The 22,990-nt window shown below is 63.8% G+C and carries 24 protein-coding genes and 1 tRNA gene; 13 read left to right on the top strand and 12 right to left on the bottom strand.

Annotation, left to right across the window (positions count from 1 at the left end):
• Nucleotides 1–113: 113 nt before the first annotated feature.
• Nucleotides 114–200, bottom strand: a tRNA-Leu gene (locus B5E67_RS05205).
• A gap of 226 nt (nt 201–426) precedes the next feature.
• Here B5E67_RS05205 and B5E67_RS15405 point away from each other — a divergent pair.
• The gene (locus B5E67_RS15405; protein WP_143405384.1) at nt 427–609 is read left to right on the top strand and encodes a hypothetical protein; all 183 of its coding nucleotides are present in this window, start codon (nt 427–429) and stop codon (nt 607–609) included.
• A 7-nt stretch (nt 610–616) separates the two neighbouring features.
• On the top strand, nt 617–1,009 hold the full coding sequence (locus tag B5E67_RS05200) for a DUF6465 family protein (protein ID WP_275539311.1): 393 nt from the start codon (nt 617–619) through the stop codon (nt 1,007–1,009).
• A gap of 200 nt (nt 1,010–1,209) precedes the next feature.
• Here B5E67_RS05200 and rbr read toward each other — a convergent pair whose 3' ends face one another.
• The 3 genes from rbr to rlmB all read right to left on the bottom strand — a co-directional run bounded on the left by rbr (nt 1,210) and on the right by rlmB (nt 5,735).
• On the bottom strand, nt 1,210–1,749 hold the full coding sequence (rbr, locus tag B5E67_RS05195; RefSeq protein ID WP_087247718.1) for a rubrerythrin: 540 nt from the start codon (nt 1,747–1,749) through the stop codon (nt 1,210–1,212).
• 172 nt (nt 1,750–1,921) lie between these two features.
• On the bottom strand, nt 1,922–4,870 hold the full coding sequence (locus B5E67_RS05190; protein WP_087383537.1) for a hypothetical protein: 2,949 nt from the start codon (nt 4,868–4,870) through the stop codon (nt 1,922–1,924).
• Between the two features lie 37 nt (nt 4,871–4,907).
• Entirely contained in the window at nt 4,908–5,735 is an 828-nt protein-coding gene (rlmB, locus tag B5E67_RS05185) for a 23S rRNA (guanosine(2251)-2'-O)-methyltransferase RlmB (protein ID WP_087247722.1), read from the bottom strand.
• A 774-nt stretch (nt 5,736–6,509) separates the two neighbouring features.
• Between rlmB and B5E67_RS05180 the strand changes: the two genes are divergently transcribed.
• Both B5E67_RS05180 and fba read left to right on the top strand, forming a co-directional pair.
• The gene (locus tag B5E67_RS05180; RefSeq protein ID WP_242956794.1) at nt 6,510–7,379 is read left to right on the top strand and encodes a DNA glycosylase; all 870 of its coding nucleotides are present in this window, start codon (nt 6,510–6,512) and stop codon (nt 7,377–7,379) included.
• 108 nt (nt 7,380–7,487) lie between these two features.
• Nucleotides 7,488–8,351, top strand: coding sequence for a class II fructose-1,6-bisphosphate aldolase (gene fba / locus B5E67_RS05175; RefSeq protein WP_087247726.1), 864 nt, complete (start codon nt 7,488–7,490; stop codon nt 8,349–8,351).
• A 165-nt stretch (nt 8,352–8,516) separates the two neighbouring features.
• Here the strand turns inward: fba and B5E67_RS05170 are convergent, their stop codons facing one another.
• Together B5E67_RS05170 and cysS are read right to left on the bottom strand one after the other, a co-directional pair.
• Entirely contained in the window at nt 8,517–9,464 is a 948-nt protein-coding gene (locus B5E67_RS05170; protein WP_087383533.1) for a hypothetical protein, read from the bottom strand.
• A 122-nt stretch (nt 9,465–9,586) separates the two neighbouring features.
• Complete coding sequence (gene cysS / locus B5E67_RS05165; protein ID WP_087247732.1) at nt 9,587–10,984, bottom strand: cysteine--tRNA ligase; 1,398 nt, start codon at nt 10,982–10,984, stop codon at nt 9,587–9,589.
• A gap of 169 nt (nt 10,985–11,153) precedes the next feature.
• Here cysS and asnA point away from each other — a divergent pair, with 169 nt between their 5' ends.
• The gene (asnA, locus tag B5E67_RS05160; RefSeq protein ID WP_087367141.1) at nt 11,154–12,167 is read left to right on the top strand and encodes an aspartate--ammonia ligase; all 1,014 of its coding nucleotides are present in this window, start codon (nt 11,154–11,156) and stop codon (nt 12,165–12,167) included.
• 58 nt (nt 12,168–12,225) lie between these two features.
• Here the strand turns inward: asnA and B5E67_RS05155 are convergent, their stop codons facing one another.
• From B5E67_RS05155 to B5E67_RS05145, 3 genes are all read right to left on the bottom strand, one after another.
• The gene (locus B5E67_RS05155; RefSeq protein WP_087247736.1) at nt 12,226–12,429 is read right to left on the bottom strand and encodes a DUF378 domain-containing protein; all 204 of its coding nucleotides are present in this window, start codon (nt 12,427–12,429) and stop codon (nt 12,226–12,228) included.
• Between the two features lie 80 nt (nt 12,430–12,509).
• Nucleotides 12,510–13,877 (bottom strand): PFL family protein, encoded by a 1,368-nt coding sequence (locus B5E67_RS05150; protein ID WP_242956792.1) that lies wholly within the window; start codon nt 13,875–13,877, stop codon nt 12,510–12,512.
• A gap of 19 nt (nt 13,878–13,896) precedes the next feature.
• Nucleotides 13,897–14,166 carry an ACT domain-containing protein gene (locus tag B5E67_RS05145; protein ID WP_087367138.1) on the bottom strand — a complete coding sequence of 90 codons (270 nt, stop codon included), beginning with the start codon at nt 14,164–14,166 and terminating at the stop codon, nt 13,897–13,899.
• Between the two features lie 214 nt (nt 14,167–14,380).
• On the opposite strand from B5E67_RS05145, the gene B5E67_RS05140 reads away from it, so the two are divergent.
• From B5E67_RS05140 to B5E67_RS05105, 8 genes are all read left to right on the top strand, one after another.
• A complete protein-coding gene (locus B5E67_RS05140; RefSeq protein WP_087247742.1) occupies nt 14,381–14,857 on the top strand; it encodes an Lrp/AsnC family transcriptional regulator in 477 nt (158 codons plus the stop codon).
• On the top strand, nt 14,857–16,026 hold the full coding sequence (locus B5E67_RS05135; RefSeq protein ID WP_087383530.1) for an aminotransferase class I/II-fold pyridoxal phosphate-dependent enzyme: 1,170 nt from the start codon (nt 14,857–14,859) through the stop codon (nt 16,024–16,026). The genes B5E67_RS05140 and B5E67_RS05135 overlap by 1 nt, the downstream gene beginning before the upstream one ends.
• 12 nt (nt 16,027–16,038) lie before the next feature.
• Nucleotides 16,039–16,926: a 4-(cytidine 5'-diphospho)-2-C-methyl-D-erythritol kinase gene (ispE, locus tag B5E67_RS05130; protein ID WP_087383527.1), complete on the top strand. Its 888-nt coding sequence runs from the start codon at nt 16,039–16,041 to the stop codon at nt 16,924–16,926.
• A gap of 120 nt (nt 16,927–17,046) precedes the next feature.
• Nucleotides 17,047–17,688, top strand: a complete 642-nt coding sequence (locus B5E67_RS05125) for a stage II sporulation protein R (RefSeq protein ID WP_087383524.1) — start codon at nt 17,047–17,049, stop codon at nt 17,686–17,688.
• Nucleotides 17,689–17,737: 49 nt separating this feature from the next.
• Nucleotides 17,738–18,211, top strand: a complete 474-nt coding sequence (locus tag B5E67_RS05120; protein WP_087383521.1) for a peptidoglycan-binding protein — start codon at nt 17,738–17,740, stop codon at nt 18,209–18,211.
• 102 nt (nt 18,212–18,313) lie between these two features.
• Nucleotides 18,314–18,655, top strand: a complete 342-nt coding sequence (locus tag B5E67_RS05115) for a hypothetical protein (protein ID WP_087383518.1) — start codon at nt 18,314–18,316, stop codon at nt 18,653–18,655.
• Between the two features lie 100 nt (nt 18,656–18,755).
• Entirely contained in the window at nt 18,756–19,013 is a 258-nt protein-coding gene (locus B5E67_RS05110) for a PC4/YdbC family ssDNA-binding protein (protein WP_087249678.1), read from the top strand.
• Between the two features lies 1 nt (nt 19,014).
• Nucleotides 19,015–19,596, top strand: coding sequence for a hydrolase (locus B5E67_RS05105; RefSeq protein WP_087249680.1), 582 nt, complete (start codon nt 19,015–19,017; stop codon nt 19,594–19,596).
• Nucleotides 19,597–19,774: 178 nt separating this feature from the next.
• On the opposite strand, the gene B5E67_RS05100 is transcribed toward B5E67_RS05105, so the two are convergent.
• From B5E67_RS05100 to B5E67_RS05090, 3 genes are all read right to left on the bottom strand, one after another.
• The gene (locus B5E67_RS05100; protein ID WP_143405383.1) at nt 19,775–20,533 is read right to left on the bottom strand and encodes a hypothetical protein; all 759 of its coding nucleotides are present in this window, start codon (nt 20,531–20,533) and stop codon (nt 19,775–19,777) included.
• 35 nt (nt 20,534–20,568) lie between these two features.
• Nucleotides 20,569–21,741, bottom strand: a complete 1,173-nt coding sequence (gene ftsZ / locus B5E67_RS05095; RefSeq protein WP_087383516.1) for a cell division protein FtsZ — start codon at nt 21,739–21,741, stop codon at nt 20,569–20,571.
• A 188-nt stretch (nt 21,742–21,929) separates the two neighbouring features.
• A partial coding sequence (locus B5E67_RS05090) for a UDP-N-acetylglucosamine 1-carboxyvinyltransferase (RefSeq protein ID WP_143405382.1) occupies nt 21,930–22,990 on the bottom strand: 1,061 nt, incomplete at its 5' end.

Here is a 22,990-nt window from a genome sequence, read left to right as displayed (position 1 = left end):
GGCTATGCGTAAAATTCGCCATCCGTCGAGAAAAAGAAAGGGCCCGGGCGCACCGCCCGGACCCAGCCGACAAAACAAAAAGCCCGGAATCCGTTGGATTCCGGGCCTGTATCTGGTGCCGGTGGTGGGGGTCGAACCCACACGTGTGATTAGCACAAGGGATTTTGAGTCCCCCTCGTCTGCCATTCCGACACACCGGCTTATCTTCTACGTTATTATAGCGTATTTGGAGGTCAAAATCAAGCGGAAAGTTTCTCGCCCCGGATTTTGCGCCGGGCGTCCCGCCCATGCGGCCGGGTGTCTGCGTCGTGGCGGCGTCATTTGTCTCCTGTTCCGGCTCCGGGCCGGGGGCCGCGGAACGGCCGGGTTTCCCCCGGCGGCCCGGCTTTTGACCGCGCCGTAAAACACAGATCGGGGATTTTGTTTGTGCCCCGAAAGCAGTTTTCCGCCGGCGGCAGCCGGGCGATGGTTTATGGGGCGGAAATGGCAAAAGCAGGCAGCACAGGATCTTTTTCACAGCCAGGTATTTATAGGGTTATTTCTGGGCGCTGCGGGGCATCTTTTTTCAAAAAAGACTTTACAAATGAAGCACAACTTTATATTATATAAATAGTCCGTGTTTCTGCCCCGCAGCCCGGGTGCTGCGGCGGTTCCCCATAAAAAAACGAAAGAAAGGTGGATGGAAATGTCCGCAAAGAAAGCTGCCGCATCCGTCGATACGCCCCTGCCCGAAGTTCCGGCGCAAGATGCTCCGGCTTCTGAGCCCAAGCGCAAAACCCAGAAATCCGCAAAATCGACCCCGCGCCGGGGCCGCCCGCCTCTTTCTCCCGAGATCTATATCGAAACGGGCGGTCACCAGTACAACGTGACCGATATTGTGGAGCGGGCCAAGGCCGACTACCGTCTGACCCACAAGGTGGGTGTCCAGTCCTGCAAGATTTATATCAAGCCCGAGGACGGCGCCGCCTACTATGTGGTCAACAAGGTGGAAGGCAAACTGGATCTGTAACTTTCCGCACCGGCCTGGCCGCTTTGGTCCATCCGGCGCTCTGCGCCCGTCCCGGCCAGGTCCCTGCTTGCCTCCGAAGGCTCCGGCGTCCGGCGCCGGGCCGGCGGTTTTGACCGCCGCCGCACAGCAAAAAACTCCCCGATGCTTTGCAGCACCGGGGAGTTTTTATTTGGTTTTGTTTTGCCCCTGGGGGTCAGGAATTAGTAGTTCTTGACCTTCAGCTCAAAGTAAGCCTGGGGATGTGCGCAGACGGGGCACTTCAGAGGAGCGGACTTGCCGATATAGGTGTAGCCGCAGTTGGAGCACTGCCAAACCTGCTGCTCCTCACGAGCGAAGACCTGATTGTTGGCCAGGTTCTCGGCCAGAGCCAGGTAGCGCTCCTCGTGCTCCTTCTCGATGCCGGCCACCATGGTGAACAGGGCAGCGATCTGGTTGAAGCCCTCCTCCTTGGCCTCCTGAGCCATGCGGGGGTACATCTCGGTCCACTCGTCGTGCTCGCCGCCGGCTGCCATCTTCAGGCAGGTAGCGGTATCGGGGATCTCGCCGCCGTTCAGCAGCTTGAACCAGATCTTGGCGTGCTCCTTCTCGTTGTTGGCGGTCTCCTCAAAGATCTTGGCCATCTGGACATAGCCTTCCTTCTTTGCCTGGCTGGCAAAGTAGGTGTACTTGTTGCGGGCCTGGCTCTCGCCGGCAAATGCTTCCATCAGGTTTTTCTCGGTCTTGCTGCCCTTCAGTTCCATAAGTTGTCTCTCCTTTGTCGTTGATAGATTTGTTGAACGCTTGGTTTGCGTTGGGTTCATTTACTCGCTGCCTGCATCCAGGCTGTGGCTTTATTATACTTCAAAGATGTTCAGAATTCAAGGGTTTTGGGAAGTTTTTAAGAATAATTCTCATTTATTTCACAATAGGGTTTCAGTTGTGCTGTTTCATAGCGGCGACGGCGATTCCCAGGCCGCTCCAAGCGGCCTGATACATCAGAACCACCAGCAGAGACAGGGTGCCCACGCTGCCGGAATAGCTCAGCAGCAGGCCGATCAGGGCCGAGAAGCCCGTCGAGACCAGCTGGATCATGACGCCGGCCGATTCCGCCGCCTGGGCCCGCTGGGCGGCCCGCAGGCCGCCGGTGAGGCTGGTGAAACCCTTCAGGTGCAGCATGCAGCTGGGAGCGTCGCTCACCGGGCTGATGGCCGGGGTCAGAGCGCTGCTCTGGGTCTCGTCCAGCACCGTAATCAGGCCCTCGGGCAGGTGGTAGGCCGCCGCAATCTTATCCGCCGTCAGGGAGGGGTCCTGGCAGGTGACCAGCACCCGGATGTTCTCCTTCTGCAGAATGGACAGGCAGCGGGCGGCGTGCTTGCCGCCGATATACCGCAGCACAAACATGGCGTACATATTGCCCGACACCGCCAGATACAAAATCTGCAGCTCGCCGTCCCGGGAATGCTGGGCCTCGTAGCTGACCTCAGGCAGGGCAATCCCTTCCTGTTCCATATAGGCACGGGTGCCGATGAGGATGCGGTTGTTTTCGCACCAGGCCGAGAAGCCCAGACCGATGTGGCGTTCCAGATCCTTCACCGGAGGCAGGATGTCGGTGCGGTCGGCGATGATGTGGCGGAACAGCTGGCTGAGGGTATTGCAGCCCTGGTTCAGGACGCTGGCGGTATACAGGATAGCCCGGTCGATGCGGCCGCCCTTGAAGATGCGGATATCCTCCAGCTGAGCGCTCTCGGGGGTGAACAGTTCCCCGGCGTCCACCTGGACGGTGTCGATGCCGTTCAGCTCTTCCACGCCGGCCCAGCCCGGAATCACCGCGCCCACGGCGCCGGCGGTCCGTTCGGTCCGCAGGGCGGTCAGGCCCGCAATCAGGGTGGAGGACAAAGGCGCGCCCAGGCAGAGGATGGAGGCGATGGCCGCTGCCCCACCGTTGATCCCCTTGCCGGTCAGCAGCATATAGACGCCGCCCACCGCAGCGCATCCCAGCAGGACGCGGGAGAAGGTCTGGATTTTCTTTTCCCCGGTGTGGGGGCCGAAGCTCTGGGCCAGGAAGGAGCCGTCCCCTTCCACGGGGCGGCTGAGGAGAATCCAGGGATCCCTTGCTTCCTGGACCGGGTCCAGACTGTGGATCAGTTCCTTGTCCTGCACCCGGTAGGCGCCCTCGTGGGCCACCCCGCTGGTGGCTACCTTATAGCCATCCCGCACCGACACCGCCAGCAGGCGGCTGCCCAGGTTGTTCAGGAACAGGGCCAGAGCGGCCGCGCCACTCATGAGGGTCAGGGTGGTGCCCTGGTAGGCGGCGGGATTCAGCAGAGCCACCAGAGACTGGAGCAATGCCGCCGCGCCGGCCAGCGCCGGCATGGTGTCATAGGAGGGGGCTTTCACCAGGCCCAGCAGGCCATCCCGCATGGTGTTGCGGGACACTGCCAGCACTGCCGCCAACAGCAGCAGGTTGGCGCCCATAAAGGCCGCCGGGGCGGTGTCGGGGCTGAGGCCTGCCATCCCGGGCAGGAAGCCCTCGTAAATAAACCCGGCCCAGATCAGGGCGGCGGCCAGAATGCCGCTGAGGGCACAGCGCAGATTCATGGCGGCCACGGTCTGGTCCAGAGCCTGGGCCGCCTCCTCGCCGGTCTGGGGCAGCTCGGCCTCGGCGGCCGGCTCCGAAGCGGGTTCCTCCTGGGCGGAGGTCTCGGCGGCGTGTTCCGGGGCGGTATGGGCTGCGGCGTGCTCTGCAGGAGCTGCCTCAACCCGGGCCTTTTTGCCCTTGCGGCGGCCCTTTGCCTTGACGGCTTGCTCGGGGGCGGAGGCCTGCTCTCCGGCGGAGGCAGGTTCTTCGCTGTCCTCGTGGAGTTCCAGGCTCATGGTATCCTCCATGCCCTGGCCAAAGGCATCGCCCCGGGGCGCTTCATCCTCCCCTACGCCGAAGAAGTGGAAGCCGCCCACCTGCTGGGTGATCTCCTTGTCCTCCTCCGGCTGGACGACCTTCTTTTTCCGGGATGTGGGAATCCCCTTGCCGCCGTCCAGAATCCACTGGAGTTTTTCCCGCTCACTGCTGGGCGGGGCGGAAACGGGTTCCGGCTGGGCCGCAGCTGCAGCGGGTTTGGCGGCGGCTTTGGGAGCAGCCTCGGGGGCCGGACTCTGGGCCGGGGCGGCGGAGACGGCCGTCTGCACCGGCTTGGCCGCCGGTTTGACCTGGGCGGCGGCTTTCACCACCGGCGCTGCCTTGACCGGCTGAGCCGGAGCAGCGGCCCGGACGGTGGTCTGCGGTGCTGCCGAAGCGGCCGGCCGGGCGGCTGCCCGCCGGGCCTCGGCCCGTGCGGCCGCCGAGAGCGGGGGCTTTTCCAGTTCGGCGGCCAGTTTGGCGGCGGCGGAACCGGCTTCCTCCCGCTTTTCCTCGGGGGCAGAGACGGCCGGTTTGACAGCGGGTGCTGCCTGGACCGGTGTGCGGGCGGGTTCGGCCTTGGAGGCCGGGCGGGGGGCTTCCGGAGCCCGGACCGGCTTCTCGTCCGCGCCCTCCAGTTCCAGGGTCAATTCCTCCAGAGAGGGGGTGACCACCGGCGGTTCTTTGGCGGGGGCCGAGCTGTCCAGCATGATCTCACCGGTGGGGGCGGGAGCAATGGGTGTCTCGGCCCAGAACAGCTCTTCCTCGGGCTCATTCTCCGGGGACAGGCCGCCGGCTTTCTCCTTTTTGCCGAAGAACCGGGCCAGCAGGCCGTGTTTGCGGTCGGGCTGGCTGGCGGTCCGGGTGGGGTTGATCATCTCCTCCGGCACCTGGGCCACGCTGGTGGTGAAAAACGTGTTGAACTTTTCTTTTTCCTTCTGTTCCATCTCCTGCCGGGTCATCTCCCGGCGTTCGGAATCCTTTGGCATCCTTGTCCCTCCCATCCGGGGGCTGTCTGGCCCTCGGTTATTTCACCGCGCCGGCGCGCTGGGTCTGAATCTCGTACAGAATGATCCCGGCTGCCACCGAAACGTTATAGCTGTCCACGCCGGTGTTGGCGGCGGCCATGTCCAGCCGCAGCACCCCGTCGCACCGCTTTTTCACCAGCTGCGACACCCCGCTGCCTTCACTGCCCAGCACCAGGGCGATGGGCCCGGTCAGGTTGTTTTTGCGCAGGGACACGCCGTCCATATCGGCGCAGTAGACAAAGACGCCTTCCTCTTTCAGGCGGCGGATGGTCTCGCTGATGTTGACCACCCGGGCCACCGGCAGCCGCTCGGCGGCGCCGGCGCTGGCCTTGATGACGGTAGGGGTCACCGACGCGCCGCCCCGCTTGGGAATGATGATGCCATGGGCCCCGCACAGCAGCGCCGAGCGCATCACCGCGCCCAGGTTGTGGGGGTCCTCCATCCCGTCGCTGATGACCAGGAAGGGGGGCTCGCCCTTGCTGCGGGCGGCCTCCAGCATTTCTTCCACCTCCACATAGGCGATCTCGCTGGCAAAGGCCGCCACACCCTGGTGGCTCTCGGTGCCGGTCAGCAGCCGGAGTTTGTTGGGGTGCACCCGCTTAATGGTGGCGCCGGCCTCTTTGGCCAGGGCGGTGTAATAGGATGCAACGGCCGGGGCCATCCCCTCGGCCAGCATGACGGTGTCCACACCGGCGCCGCTCTTGAGCAGCTCGGCCACCGGATTTTTCCCATAGACCAGGCGCTCGTTCGGCTGCGACTCCTGACCCTGCTGGGTCTTGTCAGCCCTGCTGCCCGGGCGGAGGCTGCGCGGTCTGTTTTCTTGCATGATATGTCCTCCTGTATCTGCCGCATGGGCCAAAAGCCGCGGCAAAATGATAATCTATGATAAAGTATAACATAAGCCGCGCGGTATTGCTAGGGTGTATCTGAGAATGCAAACATGCTGGATCCTTCGCCCCAAAGATACAGCTGCAAGGCGCAGGAGCGCCGCACTCCTAGGTGGAATGCAAGCAACTGCAACGCGGCAGATGCGCTTTGGGTCAGAATGAGACAGCGTGGAGGTGTATCTGCGATGTTAAGAAACGCCCGCCCGGCCCCCGGGCCCTGATTTTCCCGCCGGGTGCGGACGGGCAAAACCGGAGGTTTCTTCCTTTTTCAGGGAGTATGGGCCGGCGGCCCTGCACCCATACCGCAGGCCGCCAGAAAGGCAAAAGTTTTCAACATTCGGGCCCATATACGAGTTGTAAATGGGTCCTGATTTTTCCACAAGTTGAAAACACGGTGGAAAAAGTGAAAAACTTTAGCCTCAAAGCCCCTTTCCGGTGTGGAATTCAACCCTTTCAACCAACTTTTCAACCATTCCACCGGAAAGCCCCCGCGGCTGTGGGTTACGATTTGTATTTTTCAAGATGGAAAGCTGACTATTTTCGAGCCCGAAATTTGGCCCGCTTTGCAGAAAATGCCGACATCCCTTTGACGAATGTGATATACTGTTGAAAAGACTGTGAAAAATTCCGCCCCCTGCCCCGCCGCCCTTTTCCACCCGGGCGGTGCAAAACCGGCGCCGGGGGCGTTGGTCGCACCAAAGGAGGACACCCATTTGGAATGGAACGCACAGGGCCTTTCCCTGGCCCAGACCCTGGACTGCGGGCAGTGTTTCCGCTGGCAGCCCCAGCCCGACGGCAGCTGGACCGGCATTGTGGAGGGCCGGGCGGTGCAGGTCCGGGAAACCGCCGGGGACCGGCTGGAAATCACCGGCCTGGCCGGGCCCGACCCCGCCGCCGAGCCGGAATTCTGGGCCGGGTATTTCGCGCTGGACCTGGACTATCCCCGGCTGCTGGAACAGATGCGAGCCGCCCACCCGGGGCTGGCCGGCTGCATCGACTGCGCCCCGGGCATCCGGGTGCTGCGGCAGCCCTTTTTTGAGACGCTGATTACCTTTTTAATCAGCCAGAACAACAACATCCCCCGGATCAAGGGGATTGTGGACCGGCTCTGCCGGGGTCTGGGGGAACCGCTGGACGACAGCGGGGAGCGGTACGCCTTTCCCACCGCCCAGCGTCTGGCTCCGCTGGCCGAGGAAGATCTGGCCTTTCTGCGGGCCGGATGGCGCAGCGGCTACATTCTGGACGCCGCCCGCCGGGTGGCCGCCGGGGACCTGACCGAGGCCCAGCTGCGGGCCCTGCCTCTGGCCGAGGCCAAAGCCAAACTGATGGAGGTCCGCGGCGTGGGGCCCAAGGTGGCCGACTGCGTTTTGCTGTACGGACTGGGGCGCTGGGAGGCCTACCCCATCGACGTGTGGATTCGCCGGGCGGACCAGACCCTGTTCACCGCCCGGGTCAAGGACCCCGCCGCCTATCTGAACCGGAAAACCGGCGGCTATGCCGGCATCGCCCAGCAGTATATCTTCGCCTGGGCCCGCACCACAGGTTTGACAAAAAAAACACATAAAAACCGGGCTTGTGATTGATTTTGGCTTCTGTTTCGGTTATACTGGAGAAGCAGGGGTCCGCCAGGACGGCGGACAAGCTGAGTCTATGTTTTTTTCATAGGAAAATAGATGCTGGAGGTAAGAACAATGCTGGTAAATGCAACTGAAATGCTTCTGAAGGCTCGGGACGGCCACTATGGCGTTCCCCAGTTTAACATCAACAACCTGGAGTGGACCAAGGCAGTCCTGACTGCCTGCGAGGAGACCAAGAGCCCCGTCATCCTGGGTGTGTCCGAGGGCGCCGGCAAGTACATGACTGGCTTCAAGACCGTCGCTGCCATGGTCAAGGCCATGGTGGAGTCCATGAACATCACTGTTCCCGTGGCTCTGCACCTGGACCACGGCAGCTACGAGGGCTGCAAGGCCTGCGTTGAGGCCGGCTTCTCGTCCATCATGTTCGACGGCAGCCACTACCCCATCGAGGAGAACGTGGAGAAGACCAAGGAGCTGGTGGCTCTGGCTCACGCTCACGGCATGTCCATCGAGGCTGAGGTGGGTTCCATCGGCGGCGTCGAGGACGGCGTCGTGGGCACCGGCGAGATCGCTGACCCCGCTGAGTGCGCCCGCATCACCGAGCTGGGCGTCGACTTCCTGGCTGCCGGCATCGGCAACATCCACGGCGTCTACCCCGCCAACTGGAAGGGCCTGGACTTTGAGGCTCTGGACCGCATCCACAAGGCCACCAACAACATCCCCCTGGTCCTGCACGGCGGCACCGGCATCCCCGACGAGATGATCGCAAAGGCCATCAGCCTGGGCGTCTGCAAGATCAACATCAACACCGAGTGCCAGCTGGTCTTCGCTGAGGCTACCCGCAAGTATATCGAGGCTGGCAAGGATCAGCAGGGCAAGGGCTTCGACCCCCGCAAGCTGCTGGCTCCCGGCTCTCAGGCCATCATCGACAAGTGCAAGGAGAAGATCGAGCTGTTCGGCTGCGCCGGCAAGGGCTGATTTCTTCCTGAACTGAAAAGCACGTAAACAGCCCCGCCGCAGGGAAGTTCCTCTGCGGCGGGGCTTTCGTTTTGTCCGGGGGCGCGGACGGCGCAAAGAAAGACCCCGCCGGGCCGGGCTTGTCCGGTCGGCGGGGTCTTTTTGGGTCATGCGCTGGTGCGGGGATCAGCCGGTGATGGTGAAGCTGCGGCTGATGTTGGCCGCCTTGTAGTTGCCCTCCACCACAGCGGTCTGGACGTATTCGCCCGGCTCGGTGGGAGGCTCGGTGGTGGTCGTGCTGCCCAGGCCCAGGAAACCGCCCTTCTTCTTATAGGTATAAGAGACCTTGGGGTTTTCCAGGACGGCGCCGTCCACTTCCACTACCGCGGCGAAGTTGAAGTTCTGTGCCTCCGCAACGGTCATAGTGGCGGGAGTCTGCTGGGTCCAGTACTGCCGGACGCCCTCACTCTTGCGGGCCACCTTGAAGAGGGCCAGGCCGCCGGTGTTGACGTCGCCCTTGTTCAGGGTGACTGCGCCGGCCACATAGTTGCCGGAGTCCACAGGCTGCTCATCCACATAGATGTGGGTGACCAGGTCCTCGGGCAGGTAGCGGCGGATCAGTTCCAGCGCGCCGTTCATACCCGAGACCACGTCCTGCAGCGCCGGTACATAGTACTGCAGCACAGCCATCAGGGAGGTCAGCTCCTCGGCCACCCGGATCAGGACGCTGACGTCGTTGCCGTCAATCAGCTGTTTCAGGTAGCGGTAGAGGTTGAAGTTCTTGGTGTTGGCGGGGTCTGCCGACATGGAGGACGGCAGGGGGATCAGCTCGAGCAGGATGCGGACCTTCTCGGGCATAAGCAGGGTGACAAAGCCCTTTGCCTCGCCGCTGATGCCCAGGACCACAGCGATGTACTGCGTATCCTCGGGGGTGGCGCGGATAGTCACATTGATGGGCGAACCATAGACAGCGTTGTCTGTGGCCTCAATGCGGATGGCAACCAGTGCGTTGTCTTCCTTCAGGGCCTGGACGGCGGGCTGTTCGGTGTTGGAAGCCGCCGCCAGGGCCGGCACAGTCGCTGTACAGGCCATGACGGCTGCAAGCGCCAGTGCGGCGATCCGTTTTCTCAGCATAATGTCCCTCCTTACAAAAAGCAGGTGATATAGGGGCATGCCCCGCTTTTATTTTACAGCAAAGCGCAGTTTCGGTCAATGACGGGATTATACTGCCCTTGCTTTCCCTATTTTGGGAAGTTTTAGATCCGGCTCAGCTGGGGACCCTGGGCGGTGTCCTTGACGGCCCAGCCCTTGGCGGTGATCTCGGCCCGCAGGGCGTCGGCGGTGGCCCAGTCCTTGGCCTTCTTGGCGGCTGCCCGCTTTTCCACCAGCTCCATCACGTCGGCGGGGACCTCGTCCTTCTTCCGGTTGTACAGCAGGCCCAGCACCCCGGCCAGCTCGTCAAAGGCGGCGGCGGCGGTCTCCAGGGCCTCCTTGGTGGAGGAAGCCGACAGGGTGTTGATCTCCTTCACCAGGTCGAACAGGGCGGCCAGCGCATCGGGGGTGTTCAGGTCGTCGTCCATGGCGGTGCAGAACTTCTGGCGGGCGGCGGCAGCCTTTTCCTTCAGGGTCTCGTCGGCGCCGAAGCTGCCTTGGCTCAGCACGAAGTCCAGATTCTCCCGGCAGGTGTACAGCCGCTCCAGGCTGTTCTTGCAGCTCTCGATCAGGTCCACGGTGTAGTTCAGGGGCATCCGGTAGCCGGCGGTCAGCATGAAGTAGCGGATGGGCTCATAGCCGTAGATGTTGGCCACATCCCGCACCGTGAAGAAGTTGTGCAGGCTCTTGGACATCTTCTGATTGTCCACGTTGATGAAGCCGTTGTGCATCCAGTAGCGGGCAAAGGTGCAGCCGTTGGCGCACTCGCTCTGGGCGATCTCGTTCTCGTGGTGGGGGAAAATCAGGTCCTGGCCGCCGCAGTGGAGGTCGATGGTCTTGCCCAGGTGGGTGCGGCTCATGGCGCTGCACTCAATGTGCCAGCCGGGACGGCCGGGGCCGTAGGGGCTGTCCCATGCGGGCTCGCCGGGCTTGGCGGCCTTCCAGACGGCGAAGTCGGCGGGATCTTCCTTCAGGTCGTCGTCCATCTGGCTGCGCAGGGCGCGGTTGCCGCTCTCCAGGTCGTCCAGATTCAGGTGGCTCAGCTTGCCGTAGCCCTCGTCGCTGCGGACCCGGAAATAGACGTCCCCGTTGCGGGCCACATAGGCGTGGCCGCTGGCGATCAGGTCGGCCACGATGTCCAGAATCTGCTGGACGTGCTCGGTGGCACGGGGCTGGACGGTGGGAGGCAGGCAGTTCAGGCCGGCGGCATCCTTCTTGTACTCGGCCTCAAAGCGCTGGGCCACCTCCTGCATGGAGGTGCCCTCCTCTTTGGCGCGGGTAATCAGCTTGTCGTCGATGTCGGTGATGTTGGACACATACAGCACCTTGTTGCCCCGGTACTCCAGGTAGCGGCGCAGGGTGTCAAAGACGATCAGAGGCCGGGCGTTGCCGATGTGGATGTAATTGTAGACGGTGGGGCCGCAGACATAAATGCGGTAGACCCCAGGCTCCTGGGGGATAAACTCTTCCTTTTGCCTGGTGAGGGTATTAAAAATCTGCATGGCAGCTCTCTCCTTTTTTCGTTGCACAAAATGTGTTGCCTTCATTATACCGCCGCGCGGCCTTTGTTGCAACCCTGCCCCTTTACAATCGTCCCTTCTTGTGCGATAATTTGTAATATCCATGGCGCGCCGGTGCGCGGCGTGCTCTGTGTGAAAAGGGGAAAGTATTATGAGCAACATCATCCTGCCTGCGGGCTACAAGCCCGCCCTCAACCTCTACGACACCCAAATGGCCATCGGCACCGTCAAGCGGCTGTTTGCCGATACCCTGTGTGCCACCCTGAACCTCCGCCGTGTGTCGGCCCCTCTGTTTGTGGAGGCGTCCACCGGCCTCAACGACGACCTGAACGGCGTGGAGCGGAAGGTATCCTTTGACATGAAGGACACCGGCGTCACCGCCGAGGTGGTCCAGTCCCTGGCCAAGTGGAAGCGCAAAGCCCTGAAGGACTACGATTTCCATGTGGGCAAGGGCCTGTACTGCGACATGAACGCCATCCGCCGGGACGAAGAGCTGGACAACCTCCACTCGGTCTATGTGGACCAGTGGGACTGGGAGAAGGTGATCCGTGAGGAGGACCGGAACCTGGACTACCTGAAGAACGTGGTGCGGGCCATCGTGTCGGCGGTGTGCGCCACCGAGATGAACCTCCACGCCATGTTCCCCCAGCTGCAGGAGCTGCCCCTCCACAATCCCAACGTGACCTTCATCACCAGCCAGGAGCTGGAGGACCTGTACCCTGACCTGACCCCCAAAGAGCGGGAAAACGCCTTTGTCAAGGAGCACGGCACCACCTTCCTGATGCAGATCGGCCGCAAGCTGCGCAGCGGCAAGCCCCACGACGGCCGGGCCCCCGACTACGACGACTGGGACCTGAACGGCGACCTGCTGTTCTGGAACGACCCGCTGGAGTGCAGCTATGAGCTGAGCAGCATGGGCATCCGCGTCAGCCCCGAGAGCCTGGACCGCCAGCTCACCGAGGCCGGCTGCGACGACCGCCGCACCCTGCCCTTCCACAAGGCCCTGCTGGCCGGCGAGCTGCCCTACACCATTGGCGGCGGCATCGGTCAGAGCCGGCTGTGCATGCTGCTGCTGGGCAGCGCCCACATCGGCGAAGTCCAGGCCACCGTCTGGGACGCCCACACCCGGGAAGCCTGCGCCAAGGCCGGCATCCCCCTGCTGTAACCCTGTCTGAGCCAAAAGGGCCTGCCCCGTCTTTGCGGGAGCAGGCCCTTTTTCTGTGTTATTCTTCTGCCATGTTGCTGAACAGGCCCGGGATGCCGCACAGGGCGGCTGCACCCACCACCGTGAACACGATGCGGGACCACAGCGAGGTGCTGCCGCCCAGCAGCCAGCCGACCAGGTCGAACTGGAACAGTCCGATCAGACCCCAGTTGATGCCGCCGACGATCATCAGACACAAACAGATTTTATAAAAGGTCTGCACAAAAAGCCCCCCTTCCTGCCGGTATCTTGCCCGGGGGAAGGGGGTTTTATGCACAGACGGGGCCGAAAGCCCGGCTCCGTTTAGTTTTTCAGGGACTGCATGGGGGCGGGCAGGCGGCCGCCACGGTTGATGAACACCGAGGGGTCCTTCTGGTTGATGGGCATGATGGGGCCATAGCCCAGCAGCCCGCCGAAGTCCAGCACCTCGCCGGCCTTGCGGCCGATGGCGGGGATGACGCGGACGGCGGTGGTCTTGGAGTTGACCATGCCGATGGCGGCCTCGTCGGCGATCAGGCCGCTGATGACCGAGGCGGGGGTGTCGCCGGGGATGATGACCATATCAATGCCCACGCTGCAGACCGCGGTCATGGCTTCCAGCTTCTCGATGGTCAGGCAGCCGGTCTCGGCGGCATGGATCATGCCGGCGTCCTCGCTGACCGGGATGAAGGCGCCCGACAGGCCGCCCACGTGGTTGGAGGCCATGACGCCGCCCTTCTTGACGGCATCGTTCAGCAGGGCCAGGCAGGCGGTGGTGCCGCAGCAGCCGCAGGTCTCCAGGCCCATCTCCTCCAGAATGTTGGCCACGCTGTCGCCGATGGCGGGGGTGGGGGCCAGGGACAGGTCGATGATGCCGGCGGGGACGCCCAGCTCACGGGAGACCAGGTTGGCCACCAGCTGGCCCACACGGGTGATCTTGAAGGCGGTGCGCTTGACCAGGTTGGCCACCTCATCGATGGGGGCGTCCTTGGGCAGGCGGGCCAGGGCGGCGCGGACGGCGCCGGGGCCCGAAACGCCCACGTGAATCTCACAGTCGGGCTCGCCTGCGCCGTGGAAGGCGCCGGCCATAAAGGGGTTGTCCTCGGGCGCGTTGCAGAAGACCACCAGCTTGGCGGCACCGATGCACTGGCGGTCGGCGGTCAGTTCGGCGGTCTTGCGGACGGCCTGGCCCATCAGCTTGACGGCGTCCATGTTCAGGCCGGCCTTGGTGGCGCCGATGTTCACCGAGCTGCACACAATGTCGGTCTGGGCCAGGGCCCGGGGAATGGACTCAATCAGCCGCTTGTCGCCGGCCGAGAAGCCCTTGTGCACCAGAGCGGTGTAGCCGCCCACAAAGTTGACGCCCACGGCCTTGCCGGCGGCGTCCAGGGTCTTGGCAAAGTCCACCGGGTCGGCGTCGGGGCAGGCACCCAGCAGCATGGCGATGGGGGTGACGCTGATCCGCTTGTTGATGATGGGAATGCCGTACTCCTCCGAGATGGCATCCACCGTGGACACCAGCTTGGCGGCGCGGGTGGTGATCTTGCGGTAGATCTTCTCACAGGCCCGGGCCGGGTCGGGGTCGATGCAGTCCAGCAGGCTGATGCCCATGGTCACGGTGCGGACGTCCAGGTTCTCCTGGGTGAACATCTCAATGGTTTCGAGGATATCCCCCGTGTTGAACATACTCATTTGATGTACTCCCCTCCCGTCAGATGGTGTGCATGGCGTCAAAGACTTCCTGCCGGGTCAGGGTGATCTGCATATCCATCTCACCGGCCAGGGCGTCGATGCGGCGGCGCAGCTCCTCATGGCTCACATTGCAACCGCCCAGATCCACCAGCATAATCATGGCGAACATACCCTGCAGAATGCTCTGGGTGATGTCCTCGATGTTGATGCCCAGCTCGCTGCACAGGCTGGATACACGGGCGACAACGCCTACGGTGTCTTTGCCGACGACAGTAATAAACGCTTTCATATTCCGTCCCTCTTCTCACTTGCAGGCAAATGGCGGGGCCGGGCGGCCCCTCAACGTATTTAGTATAGCAGATTTGACGAATTTTGAACACTCCTTTTAGAAAAAAAGGCGAACCGCCCCTTTCACGCCCCCAAACCACCCAAAAAGCAGGTGCAATCCGGCCGGGGGTGTGCTATACTTGTTTTATTCTGTTAAAGAGAAGGAGTGTAAGGATATGGAACAGCTTTTGAAATTACTGGAAAACAACGCCCGCCTCCCCCTGGAGGACATTGCGGCCATGCTGGACAAACCGGTGGACGAGGTTGCCGCCCTGATGGACGAAGCCGCCGCCAAGGGCTATATCAAGGGCTACAAGACCCTGGTGGACTGGGAAAAAGTCGGGGTTGACCTGGTGGAAGCCGTCATCGAGCTCCACGTCTCCCCCAAGAAGAGCCGCGGCTTCGATGAGATTGCCACCACCATCGCCTCCTTCGACGAGGTGGAGAGCGTGCTGCTGATGAGCGGCGGCTACGACCTGCAGCTGGTGATCCGGGGCAAGACCTTCCAGGAGGTGGCCCTGTTTGTGGCCAAGCGCCTGTCCCCCCTGGACGACGTGCTGTCCACCGCCACCCATTTTGTCCTCCGCATCTACAAGCGGGAGGGCAAGCTCTACCAGCTGGAAGAGATCGACGAAAGAGAGTGCGTGCTGTGATGGACTACGATAAGCTGATTGCGCCTGCTGCGGCGGCCATGCGTCCGTCCGGCATCCGCAAATTTTTCGACCTGGCCGCCGAGATGCCCGAGTGCATCAGCCTGGGCGTCGGCGAGCCCGACTTCAAGACCCCCTGGGCCATCCGGGAGGCCGGCATCGAATCCCTGGAGATGGGCCACACCAAGTACACCTCCAACGCCGGCCTGAAGGAGCTGCGGATCGAGATTTCCCGCTATCTGGAGCGGCGGATGGACCTGCGCTATGACCCCATGCGGGAAATTCTGGTGACGGTGGGCGGCAGCGAGGCCATCGACATGTGCATCCGGACCCTCATCTCCCCGGGGGACGAGGTCATCATCCCCGAGCCCTGCTTTGTCTGCTATGACCCCATCACCACCCTGTCGGGGGGCGTGCCGGTGCATCTGCCCTGCCGTCGGGAGGACCAGTTCCGCCTGAACGCCGAGGCCCTGCGCCAGGCCATCACCCCCAAAACCAAGCTGCTGATCATGCCCTTCCCCAACAACCCCACCGGCGCAGTCATGAGCCGGGAGGACCTGGAAGCGGTGGCCGAGGTGCTGCAGGGCACCGACATCATCGTCCTGTCGGATGAGATTTACGCCGAGCTGACCTATGGCCCCCGCCACGTGTCCATCGCCTCCCTGCCGGGGATGCGGGAGCGGACCATCGTGGTCAACGGCTTCTCCAAGAGCTACGCCATGACCGGCTGGCGCCTGGGCTATGCCTGCGGCCCCGAGCCCATCATCAAGGTCATGACCAAGATTCATCAGAGCGCCATCATGAGCGCCCCCACCACCAGTCAGTACGCCGCCATCGTGGCTCTGCGGGAGTGCGACAACGAGATCGAGCGGATGCGCGAGGAGTACAACATGCGCCGCCGCCTGGTGGTCAAGGGCTTCAACGATCTGGGTCTGACCTGCTTTGAGCCCCAGGGCGCGTTCTACACCTTCCCCTGCATCCAGTCCACCGGCATGACCAGCCAGGAATTCTGCACCACCCTGCTGCAGGAAAAACATGTGGCTCTGGTGCCGGGCGACGCCTTCGGCGCGTCGGGCGAGGGCTTCTGCCGGGTGTCCTATGCCTATTCGGTGGACCATCTGCGGGAGGCTCTGCGCCGCATCGCCGCCTTTTTGCAGGAACGGGCCAAGTAAGGAGGAACACCCATGGCAGCACCCCTTCAGAGCGTCAGCGTCCTGGCTCCGGCCAAGCTGAATCTCTCCCTGGACGTGGTGGGCATCCTGCCGGGCGGCTACCACGCCCTGGATATGGTCATGCAGGCGGTCAACCTGTACGAGCAGGTGACCCTCCGGCGCAGCGAGGACCTGGTCCTGCGGGTCCCCGGCACCCGGATTCCCACCGGGCCCAAAAACACCGCCTACAAGGCCGCTCTGGCCTTTTTCCACTACACCGGCCTGCTGGCCGGGGCTGACATCACCATCCGCAAGACCGTCCCGGTGCGGGCCGGCATGGCGGGCGGCTCCGCCGATGCCGCCGCCGTTCTGGTGGGCCTCAATGCCCTCTATGGCGCCCATCTGTCCATGACCGAACTGTGCGCCCTGGGGGCCTCGGTGGGGGCCGACGTCCCCTTTGCCCTGATGGGCGGCACCTGCCGGGTTCAGGGTCTGGGGGACCTCATCAAGGCCCTGCCTCCCTGCCCCGACTGCTGGTTTACGGTGGTGATGCCGGGCTACGGCATCTCGACCCCGGCTGCCTTCGCGGCCTACGACGAGATCGGTTCCCCCACCCATCCCGACTGCGCCGCCCAGGAGGAGGCCATCCGGGCCGGGGATCTGGGCGGGATCTGTGACGCCGCCGGCAACGCTTTGGAAGTCTGCGCCGGCGGAGCGGACACCGCCTCCCTCAAGGAAGCTCTCACCGACCACGGCGCCCGGGCTGCCCTGATGACCGGCAGCGGCGCGGCGGTCTTTGGCATCTTTGACGCCGAGGAAACCGCCCGTCAGGCCGCCGCGGCTCTGGAGGCTCCCGGCCGCCAGGTCTATGTCCTTCGCCCCGACCGGGGCGGGGCACGGGTGGTCAAGGTCACCCGCTGAACACAATACACACCCGGGCGGCACAGGAAAATTTTTCCTGCGCCGCCTTTCTGCTGGCATAAAGCAGGGGCGGCAGGCCCATACTTCCGGCAAATCCACCGGAAAGGGGCCTGCCGCCTTATGTATTCCTCCCAAAACGTACTTACCCGCACCCAGATGCTGACCCTATGCCTGGCCCTGCTGGGCGGGCTGTTTCTGGCCTGGGCCGCCGGCTGGTGGGACGCCCAGCAGCAGACCGGCGAGGCCCTCCGGGCTGACACCATCCGGCTCCATGTCCGGGCGGACAGCGATTCGGTTCTGGACCAGACCTGCAAGCTGGCGGTCCGGGACGCCCTGCTGGAGCTGACCCAACGTCTCTACCAGGACGCCTCCACCGCCGCCGAGGCCCGCACTCTGGCGGCCCGGCATCTGGTGGACATCCAGTGGACCGCCCAGCAGACCCTGGCCCGGCTGGGCGCCGCCCGGGCCGTCCGGGTGAGCCTGGTGAACATGTACTTTGACACCACCCATTACGGCGGCTTCTCCCTGCCCGCTGGCCGCTACGATGCAGTGCGGGTGGACATCGGCGCGCCGGACAGCTACGGCCGGAACTGGTGGTGCGTCCTCTACCCCGGCCTGTGCACCACCGCCTGCGGCAGTTACGACGACCCCGCCGAAAATGACCTGATCTGCGGGGACTACATCCTCCGGCTGCGGGTGGTGGAGCTGTGGCAGCAGCTCACCGCCGACCGCCGGGACAAAACCCTGGTCACTTTGATGTAGCACATCTCCATCCCGCCGCATACACTGGGACAGGAGGTGGAATCACACAATGGCTAAACCCGCATATTATTCTCTGTCTCAGACCGGCTCCAACGGCCCCGATGTTGCTCTGATCCAGATCTGGCTCAACGGGGTGCGGGGCAACTGCACCCAGTATCCTGTCCTGACGGTGGACGGCGCCTTCGGCTCCTCGACCGCCAACGCCGTCAAACAGTTTCAGGCCATGAACAACCTGACCGTCGACGGCAAGGTGGGCCAGCAGACCTGGAACGCCCTGTACGACAAATACGCCGCCATCCACGGCGGCCAGGAGCAGTATCCCGGCATCAACATGAAGAGCGGCCAGAAGGGCGCCACCGTCAAAAGCGCTCAGCGGCGGCTGAACGCCAAGGGCGCCAGCCTCACCGCCGACGGCAACTTTGGCAGCAAGACCTATTCCGCAGTGGTCAGCTTCCAGAAAGCCAGCGGCCTGACCGCCGACGGCGTCATCGGACGCGCCACCTGGACCAAACTGTACAACTAAGCCGGTCCCGGCCCGCAGACCTCTCACGGCCTGCGGGCCCTTTTTGTTGGAGCACATAATCCCCCGCCGGGCCGGGCACACTGGCAGCGGAGGTGTAGCTTTATGGTTTATTTTGCAAAACAATCCCATCAGGAAGGGGACGCCCCTGCTGTGACGCCCCCGGCCCAGCCCCGGGAACCTGCCATCCCGGTGCCGCCGCCCGCCACCCAGACGCCCCATCCTTCCCCTTCCTGCGCGCCCCAGGGCCGGGTCCCCACCACCGACGGCACCCCCGCCCCCTGCCGCCAGAAAAACGCCGCCGGCTTTCTGGCGGGGGACACCCCCGGCGTGATGGCCACCTATGGCTCCGGCGGGCGGGAGCCTGACTCCCCCATCCCCACCCTGGAGAACGAGGACACCGTCCGGGACCTGGTCTGCTGGCGGCAGGAAGCCCCCTACGGCTGACCCACCTGAAAAATTTTTGCGTAACCCGTTGCAATCCGGGCCCGCTTCCTTTATTATGGTTAGTACGAACACCATTTGAAAGAAAGCAGGTAATGGCAAAATGGCAGAAATCAAGTACGACATCATCCAGAAGATCGCAGTCCTGTCCCAGCGGCCCCGGGGCTGGGAGCGCCAGCTCAACCTCATCAGCTGGAACGACGGCGAGCCCAAATACGACATCCGGGACTGGTCCCCGGACGGCACCCGGATGGGCAAGGGCATTTCCCTCAGCGCCGAGGAAATGGGCATCCTGAAGGGCATCCTGGAGGATATGGAGGAGATCACCGTCCCCGACGAGCCCGAGCTGCCGGAGGAATAACATGACCCAGCGGGAAGAATTCCTGTCCCTCTTCCGCCAGCACGTGACCCGGCCGGGGGCCGAGCGCCTGCTGGACTGGATGGACAACAACACCGACTTTTTCACCTGCCCGGCCTCCACCCGGTTCCACGGCGCCTGTGAAGGGGGCCTGTGCATGCACAGCCTCAACGTCTACCACGCCCTTCACGACAGCTTTTTCCAGGAGGGCGAGAGCGAGGAGAGCTTTGCCATCTGCGCCCTGCTCCACGACCTGTGCAAGGCCAACTACTACAAAGTCTCCTCCCGCAACGTCAAGAACGACGCCACCGGCCAGTGGGAAAAGGTCCCTTACTACACGGTGGAGGACCAGTTCCCCTACGGCCACGGCGAAAAGAGCGTCTTTCTCATCGAGCGGTTCATGCGGCTCAAGACCGAGGAGGCGGTGGCCATCCGCTGGCACATGGGCGGCTTTGACGACTCGGCCCGGGGCGGCAGCTTTGCCATCTCGGAGGCCTACGACCGCTACCCCCTGGCCATCAAGCTCCACATCGCCGACCTGACGGCCACCTACCTGATGGAGCACCGCACCAGCAGCGTCCGGTGACGCTTTGGCCGGGGCGGCGGACGGTTCGCCCGCAACTCTCCCAACACAGCACAAAACCCCATTTCTTCCCCTGTTTCGGGGCGGAAATGGGGTTTTTCCGGTTTTGGGTCCGGGTATCGGCGCAAAAGAAAAGCCCCGCCGGGGTCCGGCAGGGCTTTGGGGTTCGAATGGGGCGGGGTCAATCCATCTTTCCCCGCAGATAGGCGGACTGCTTGAGAGGGATATGCTCCTTCTGCATCAGCAGATCCAGCTGGCCCAGAACCTGAGAGGTCATGTCGTCCAGCGGGCCGCGCCTGCGGACCGGCGGCTGCTCGGCCGCAGGGGCCGCCGCCTCCCGGGGTTCTTCCTCCGGCTCGGGGGGAAGCATCACCGGGGCCTTGCGGGGCTCGGGAGGCTCCAGCAGTTCCATGGGCGACGCAAGCCAGGCGGGCTCGTCCTCCGGCTCATCGAAGGCCGCCGGTTCGGCCGGCTCCTCCTCTGCCGCAGGGCGCTCCTCGCTGGGGGCCGGGCCCAGGCCGTCGGGCCAGAAGGGGCCGGTATTCTCCTCTTCCTCCGGGACAAAGCCCAGCTCCCGCGCCTTGTTGCACAGGGCGGTCAGCTCGGCGTTTTCCTTTTTCAGGGCCAGGATCGCCCGGTCACAGGCAAAGAGCTTGGTCTCGTACTGCCGGATCTCCTGCTGGGCGGCTGCCAGCCGGCGGCTCAGGGCCTCCAGCTGGGTCTCGCCCGGTCTGGGTTCTTCCGCCGCCGGCACGGATGCGTCCGGCTGTAGTTTGATCTCTTCGGTCGTCAAAGCCAGCACCCCCTCCAAACGGCGCAGCCTGCGGCGGGCCTGGCGGGCCTGCCGGGCACAAATTCCCCAGGCGCGGTCAATGCACAAAAGAAGATTCTCCTTCTCGCGGTTCTGCACCGCCAAAAGCCGAAGCATCTCCTCCGTCATAGCCGCTTCCCTTTACGTGTCGTTGTCCGATGTGTTTACTTGCGCTTGTTCAGGATGGCCAGCAGCTCATCGTAGTACCGGTTATCGGTGTTCTCCTCCTCCACAGCGGGGGCGGGCTTGGCAGAGCCGGGAGCCGTGCCGTCGGCGTTGAAGACAGCGCCGCTGGTGGTGGAAGAAGAAGCCGCCGCGCTGGACGCAGCAGAGCCGGCGCTGGCGCTGTCCAGAGCCGAGCGCAGAGCATCGCCGGTCCGGTTTTCAAAGCCGGTGGCCACCACGGTGATCCGCATCTCATCCGACAGGTTCTCATCAAACGCAGTACCCCAAATGATGTTGGCGTCGGGGTGTGCGCTCTGGGTGATGAGGCCTGCGGCCGTCTCGATGTCCTCCAGGCCGATGTCGGGGCTGGAAGTGATGTTGATGATGACGCCGTGGGCGCCTGCGATGCTGGTCTCCAGCAGCGGGCTGCTGACGGCGGCCTTGGCGGCATTCTCTGCCTTGCCGGCGCCCTTGGCGCTGCCGGTGCCCATGTGGGCGTAGCCGGCGTCCTTCATGATGGAACGGACGTCCGCGAAGTCCAGGTTAATGAAGGCGGGCACGTTGATCAGGGCCGAGATGGACTCGACGCCCTGGCGCAGCACATTGTCGGCGGCCTGGAAGGCGTTCATCAGGGTGATCTTCTCCTGGCTGATCATCTTCAGGCGCTCGTTGGGGATGACGATCAGGCTGTCCACGTGCATCAGCAGATTGGCGATGCCCTGCTCGGCCAGGCCCATCTTCCGCTTGCCCTCAAAGGCAAAGGGCTTGGTGACAATGCCCACCGTCAGGATGCCCAGGTCATGGGCAACCTCAGCCACCACGGGGGCTGCACCGGTGCCGGTGCCGCCGCCCATGCCGGCGGTGATAAACACCATCTGTGCCCCCTTGAGCACATTGGCGATCTCATCCTTGCTCTCCTCGGCGGCGCGCTGGCCCACCTCGGGATCTGCACCCGCACCACGGCCCTTGGTCAGCTTGGAGCCCAGCTGCACCTTCACCGTGGCATGGTTCTTGGTCAGGGCCTGCTGGTCGGTGTTGAGCGCGATGAACTCCACGCCCTGCAGACCGTCGGCCACCATCCGGTTCACGGCGTTGCCGCCGCCGCCGCCCACGCCTACCACTTTAATCGTGGTAACGTTTTCGTCCAATTCTTCGTCAAGCATCAAAGCCATAGTTTTGTTCCTCCGTCAGGCAATATGGTCACCGTGCCGCCAAGCCCTGGTCCTGTTGTCCCCAGCCGCACAGATAAAACTCTCGTGAGTTACACAAGTTTATCCTATCATCTTTTGGCCTTGATTGCAAGTTGTTTTTTTCTTTTCAAGGCGCTTTTTTGGAATTTGTTTCTTCACATCCGTATTTCCTACTCAATTCGTGCCCCCAAACCGGTCAGCATTTCCCCCAGAGAGGCATAACCCCGGGCGATATATTCGCACCCGGCGATCCTGGTTTTGCCCTGCGCCCCCAGAGCCGCCACCACCAGGGCCGCCCCGCCCCGCAGATCGCAGGCGGTGACCGCCGCTCCCCGGAGGGGCCGCCCGCCCCGAATCTGCAGCGTCCGGCCCTCCACCTTCACCTGGGCCCCCATGGCCGCAAAGCCCTCGGCGCAGCCGAAACGGGCCTCAAACACCCGGTCCTCCAGGACGGTGGTTCCCTCCCCAAAGAGCAGGGCCGCCGCCACCAGGGGCGCGGCGTCGGTGGCCAGGGCCGGGTATCCCCCGGTGACCAGGCGGCCGGCTCCCTGCAGGCTGCCCATCCGGCCCACCGTGGCGCTGCCGGCGGTGCGGCTGACGGTGCAGCCTGCCTGCTCCAGCACATCCAGCACCGGCCCATAGAGGGAGGGGCTGCACCCTGCAATGGTGATCCAGCCCCGGGCCGCCGCCACGGCGCAGGCCAGGGTGGAAGCACAGATCCGGTCGGGCATGGGGCGGTAGGTCACCCCATGGAGCGCCCCCACCCCCTGAATGTGGATTTCGTCGGTGCCGGCTCCCTGGACTTTTCCGCCGCACCGGTTCAAAAACTGCGCCAAATCACAAATTTCCGGTTCTCTGGCCGCGCCGTGCAGGATGGTCTCGCCCCGGGCGGTGCATCCCGCCAGCAGCACCGTCTCGGTGGCCCCCACGCTGGGCCCCGGCAGACAGATTTCGGTTCCCCGCAGCCCCCAGGGAGCGGTCAGCACCAGCCGGTCCCCCGCCTGGGTAATCTGGGCCCCCATCTGTTCCATGGCGGCCAGGTGCCAATCCACCGGCCGGGCTCCGATCCGGCAGCCGCCGGGCAGAGCCGTCTCCACCCGGCCCAGCCGGGCCAGCAGGGGCGCTGCAAACAGCACCGACGCCCGCATCCGGGCGGTCTCGGCCAGAGGCATCCGACAGCAGGAGGGCGGGCCGCTGACCACCACGTCCTCCCCCTCCCAGGCCGCCCCGC

Source organism: Faecalibacterium sp. An122, from assembly GCF_002160895.1.
Lineage (GTDB): Bacteria > Bacillota > Clostridia > Oscillospirales > Ruminococcaceae > Faecalibacterium.
Note: the sequence above shows the minus strand (reverse complement) of the source record. Positions and strands in the feature narration are given on the sequence as shown.

Bases quoted from the DNA above. Each gene is read 5' to 3' on its own strand.
- B5E67_RS05110 (WP_087249678.1), top strand. From the start codon at position 18,756: ATGGCAGAAATCAAGTACGACATCATCCAGAAGATCGCAGTCCTGTCC.
- B5E67_RS05135 (WP_087383530.1), top strand. From the start codon at position 14,857: ATGGACTACGATAAGCTGATTGCGCCTGCTGCGGCGGCCATGCGTCCG.
- B5E67_RS05105 (WP_087249680.1), top strand. From the start codon at position 19,015: ATGACCCAGCGGGAAGAATTCCTGTCCCTCTTCCGCCAGCACGTGACC.
- ispE (WP_087383527.1), top strand. From the start codon at position 16,039: ATGGCAGCACCCCTTCAGAGCGTCAGCGTCCTGGCTCCGGCCAAGCTG.
- B5E67_RS05125 (WP_087383524.1), top strand. From the start codon at position 17,047: ATGTATTCCTCCCAAAACGTACTTACCCGCACCCAGATGCTGACCCTA.
- asnA (WP_087367141.1), top strand. From the start codon at position 11,154: ATGAGCAACATCATCCTGCCTGCGGGCTACAAGCCCGCCCTCAACCTC.
- B5E67_RS05115 (WP_087383518.1), top strand. From the start codon at position 18,314: ATGGTTTATTTTGCAAAACAATCCCATCAGGAAGGGGACGCCCCTGCT.
- rlmB (WP_087247722.1), bottom strand. From the start codon at position 5,735: ATGCAAGAAAACAGACCGCGCAGCCTCCGCCCGGGCAGCAGGGCTGAC.
- B5E67_RS05100 (WP_143405383.1), bottom strand. From the start codon at position 20,533: ATGACGGAGGAGATGCTTCGGCTTTTGGCGGTGCAGAACCGCGAGAAG.
- B5E67_RS05170 (WP_087383533.1), bottom strand. From the start codon at position 9,464: ATGCTGAGAAAACGGATCGCCGCACTGGCGCTTGCAGCCGTCATGGCC.
- cysS (WP_087247732.1), bottom strand. From the start codon at position 10,984: ATGCAGATTTTTAATACCCTCACCAGGCAAAAGGAAGAGTTTATCCCC.
- B5E67_RS05140 (WP_087247742.1), top strand. From the start codon at position 14,381: ATGGAACAGCTTTTGAAATTACTGGAAAACAACGCCCGCCTCCCCCTG.
- B5E67_RS05150 (WP_242956792.1), bottom strand. From the start codon at position 13,877: ATGAGTATGTTCAACACGGGGGATATCCTCGAAACCATTGAGATGTTC.
- ftsZ (WP_087383516.1), bottom strand. From the start codon at position 21,741: ATGGCTTTGATGCTTGACGAAGAATTGGACGAAAACGTTACCACGATT.
- fba (WP_087247726.1), top strand. From the start codon at position 7,488: ATGCTGGTAAATGCAACTGAAATGCTTCTGAAGGCTCGGGACGGCCAC.
- B5E67_RS05120 (WP_087383521.1), top strand. From the start codon at position 17,738: ATGGCTAAACCCGCATATTATTCTCTGTCTCAGACCGGCTCCAACGGC.
- rbr (WP_087247718.1), bottom strand. From the start codon at position 1,749: ATGGAACTGAAGGGCAGCAAGACCGAGAAAAACCTGATGGAAGCATTT.
- B5E67_RS05190 (WP_087383537.1), bottom strand. From the start codon at position 4,870: ATGCCAAAGGATTCCGAACGCCGGGAGATGACCCGGCAGGAGATGGAA.
- B5E67_RS05145 (WP_087367138.1), bottom strand. From the start codon at position 14,166: ATGAAAGCGTTTATTACTGTCGTCGGCAAAGACACCGTAGGCGTTGTC.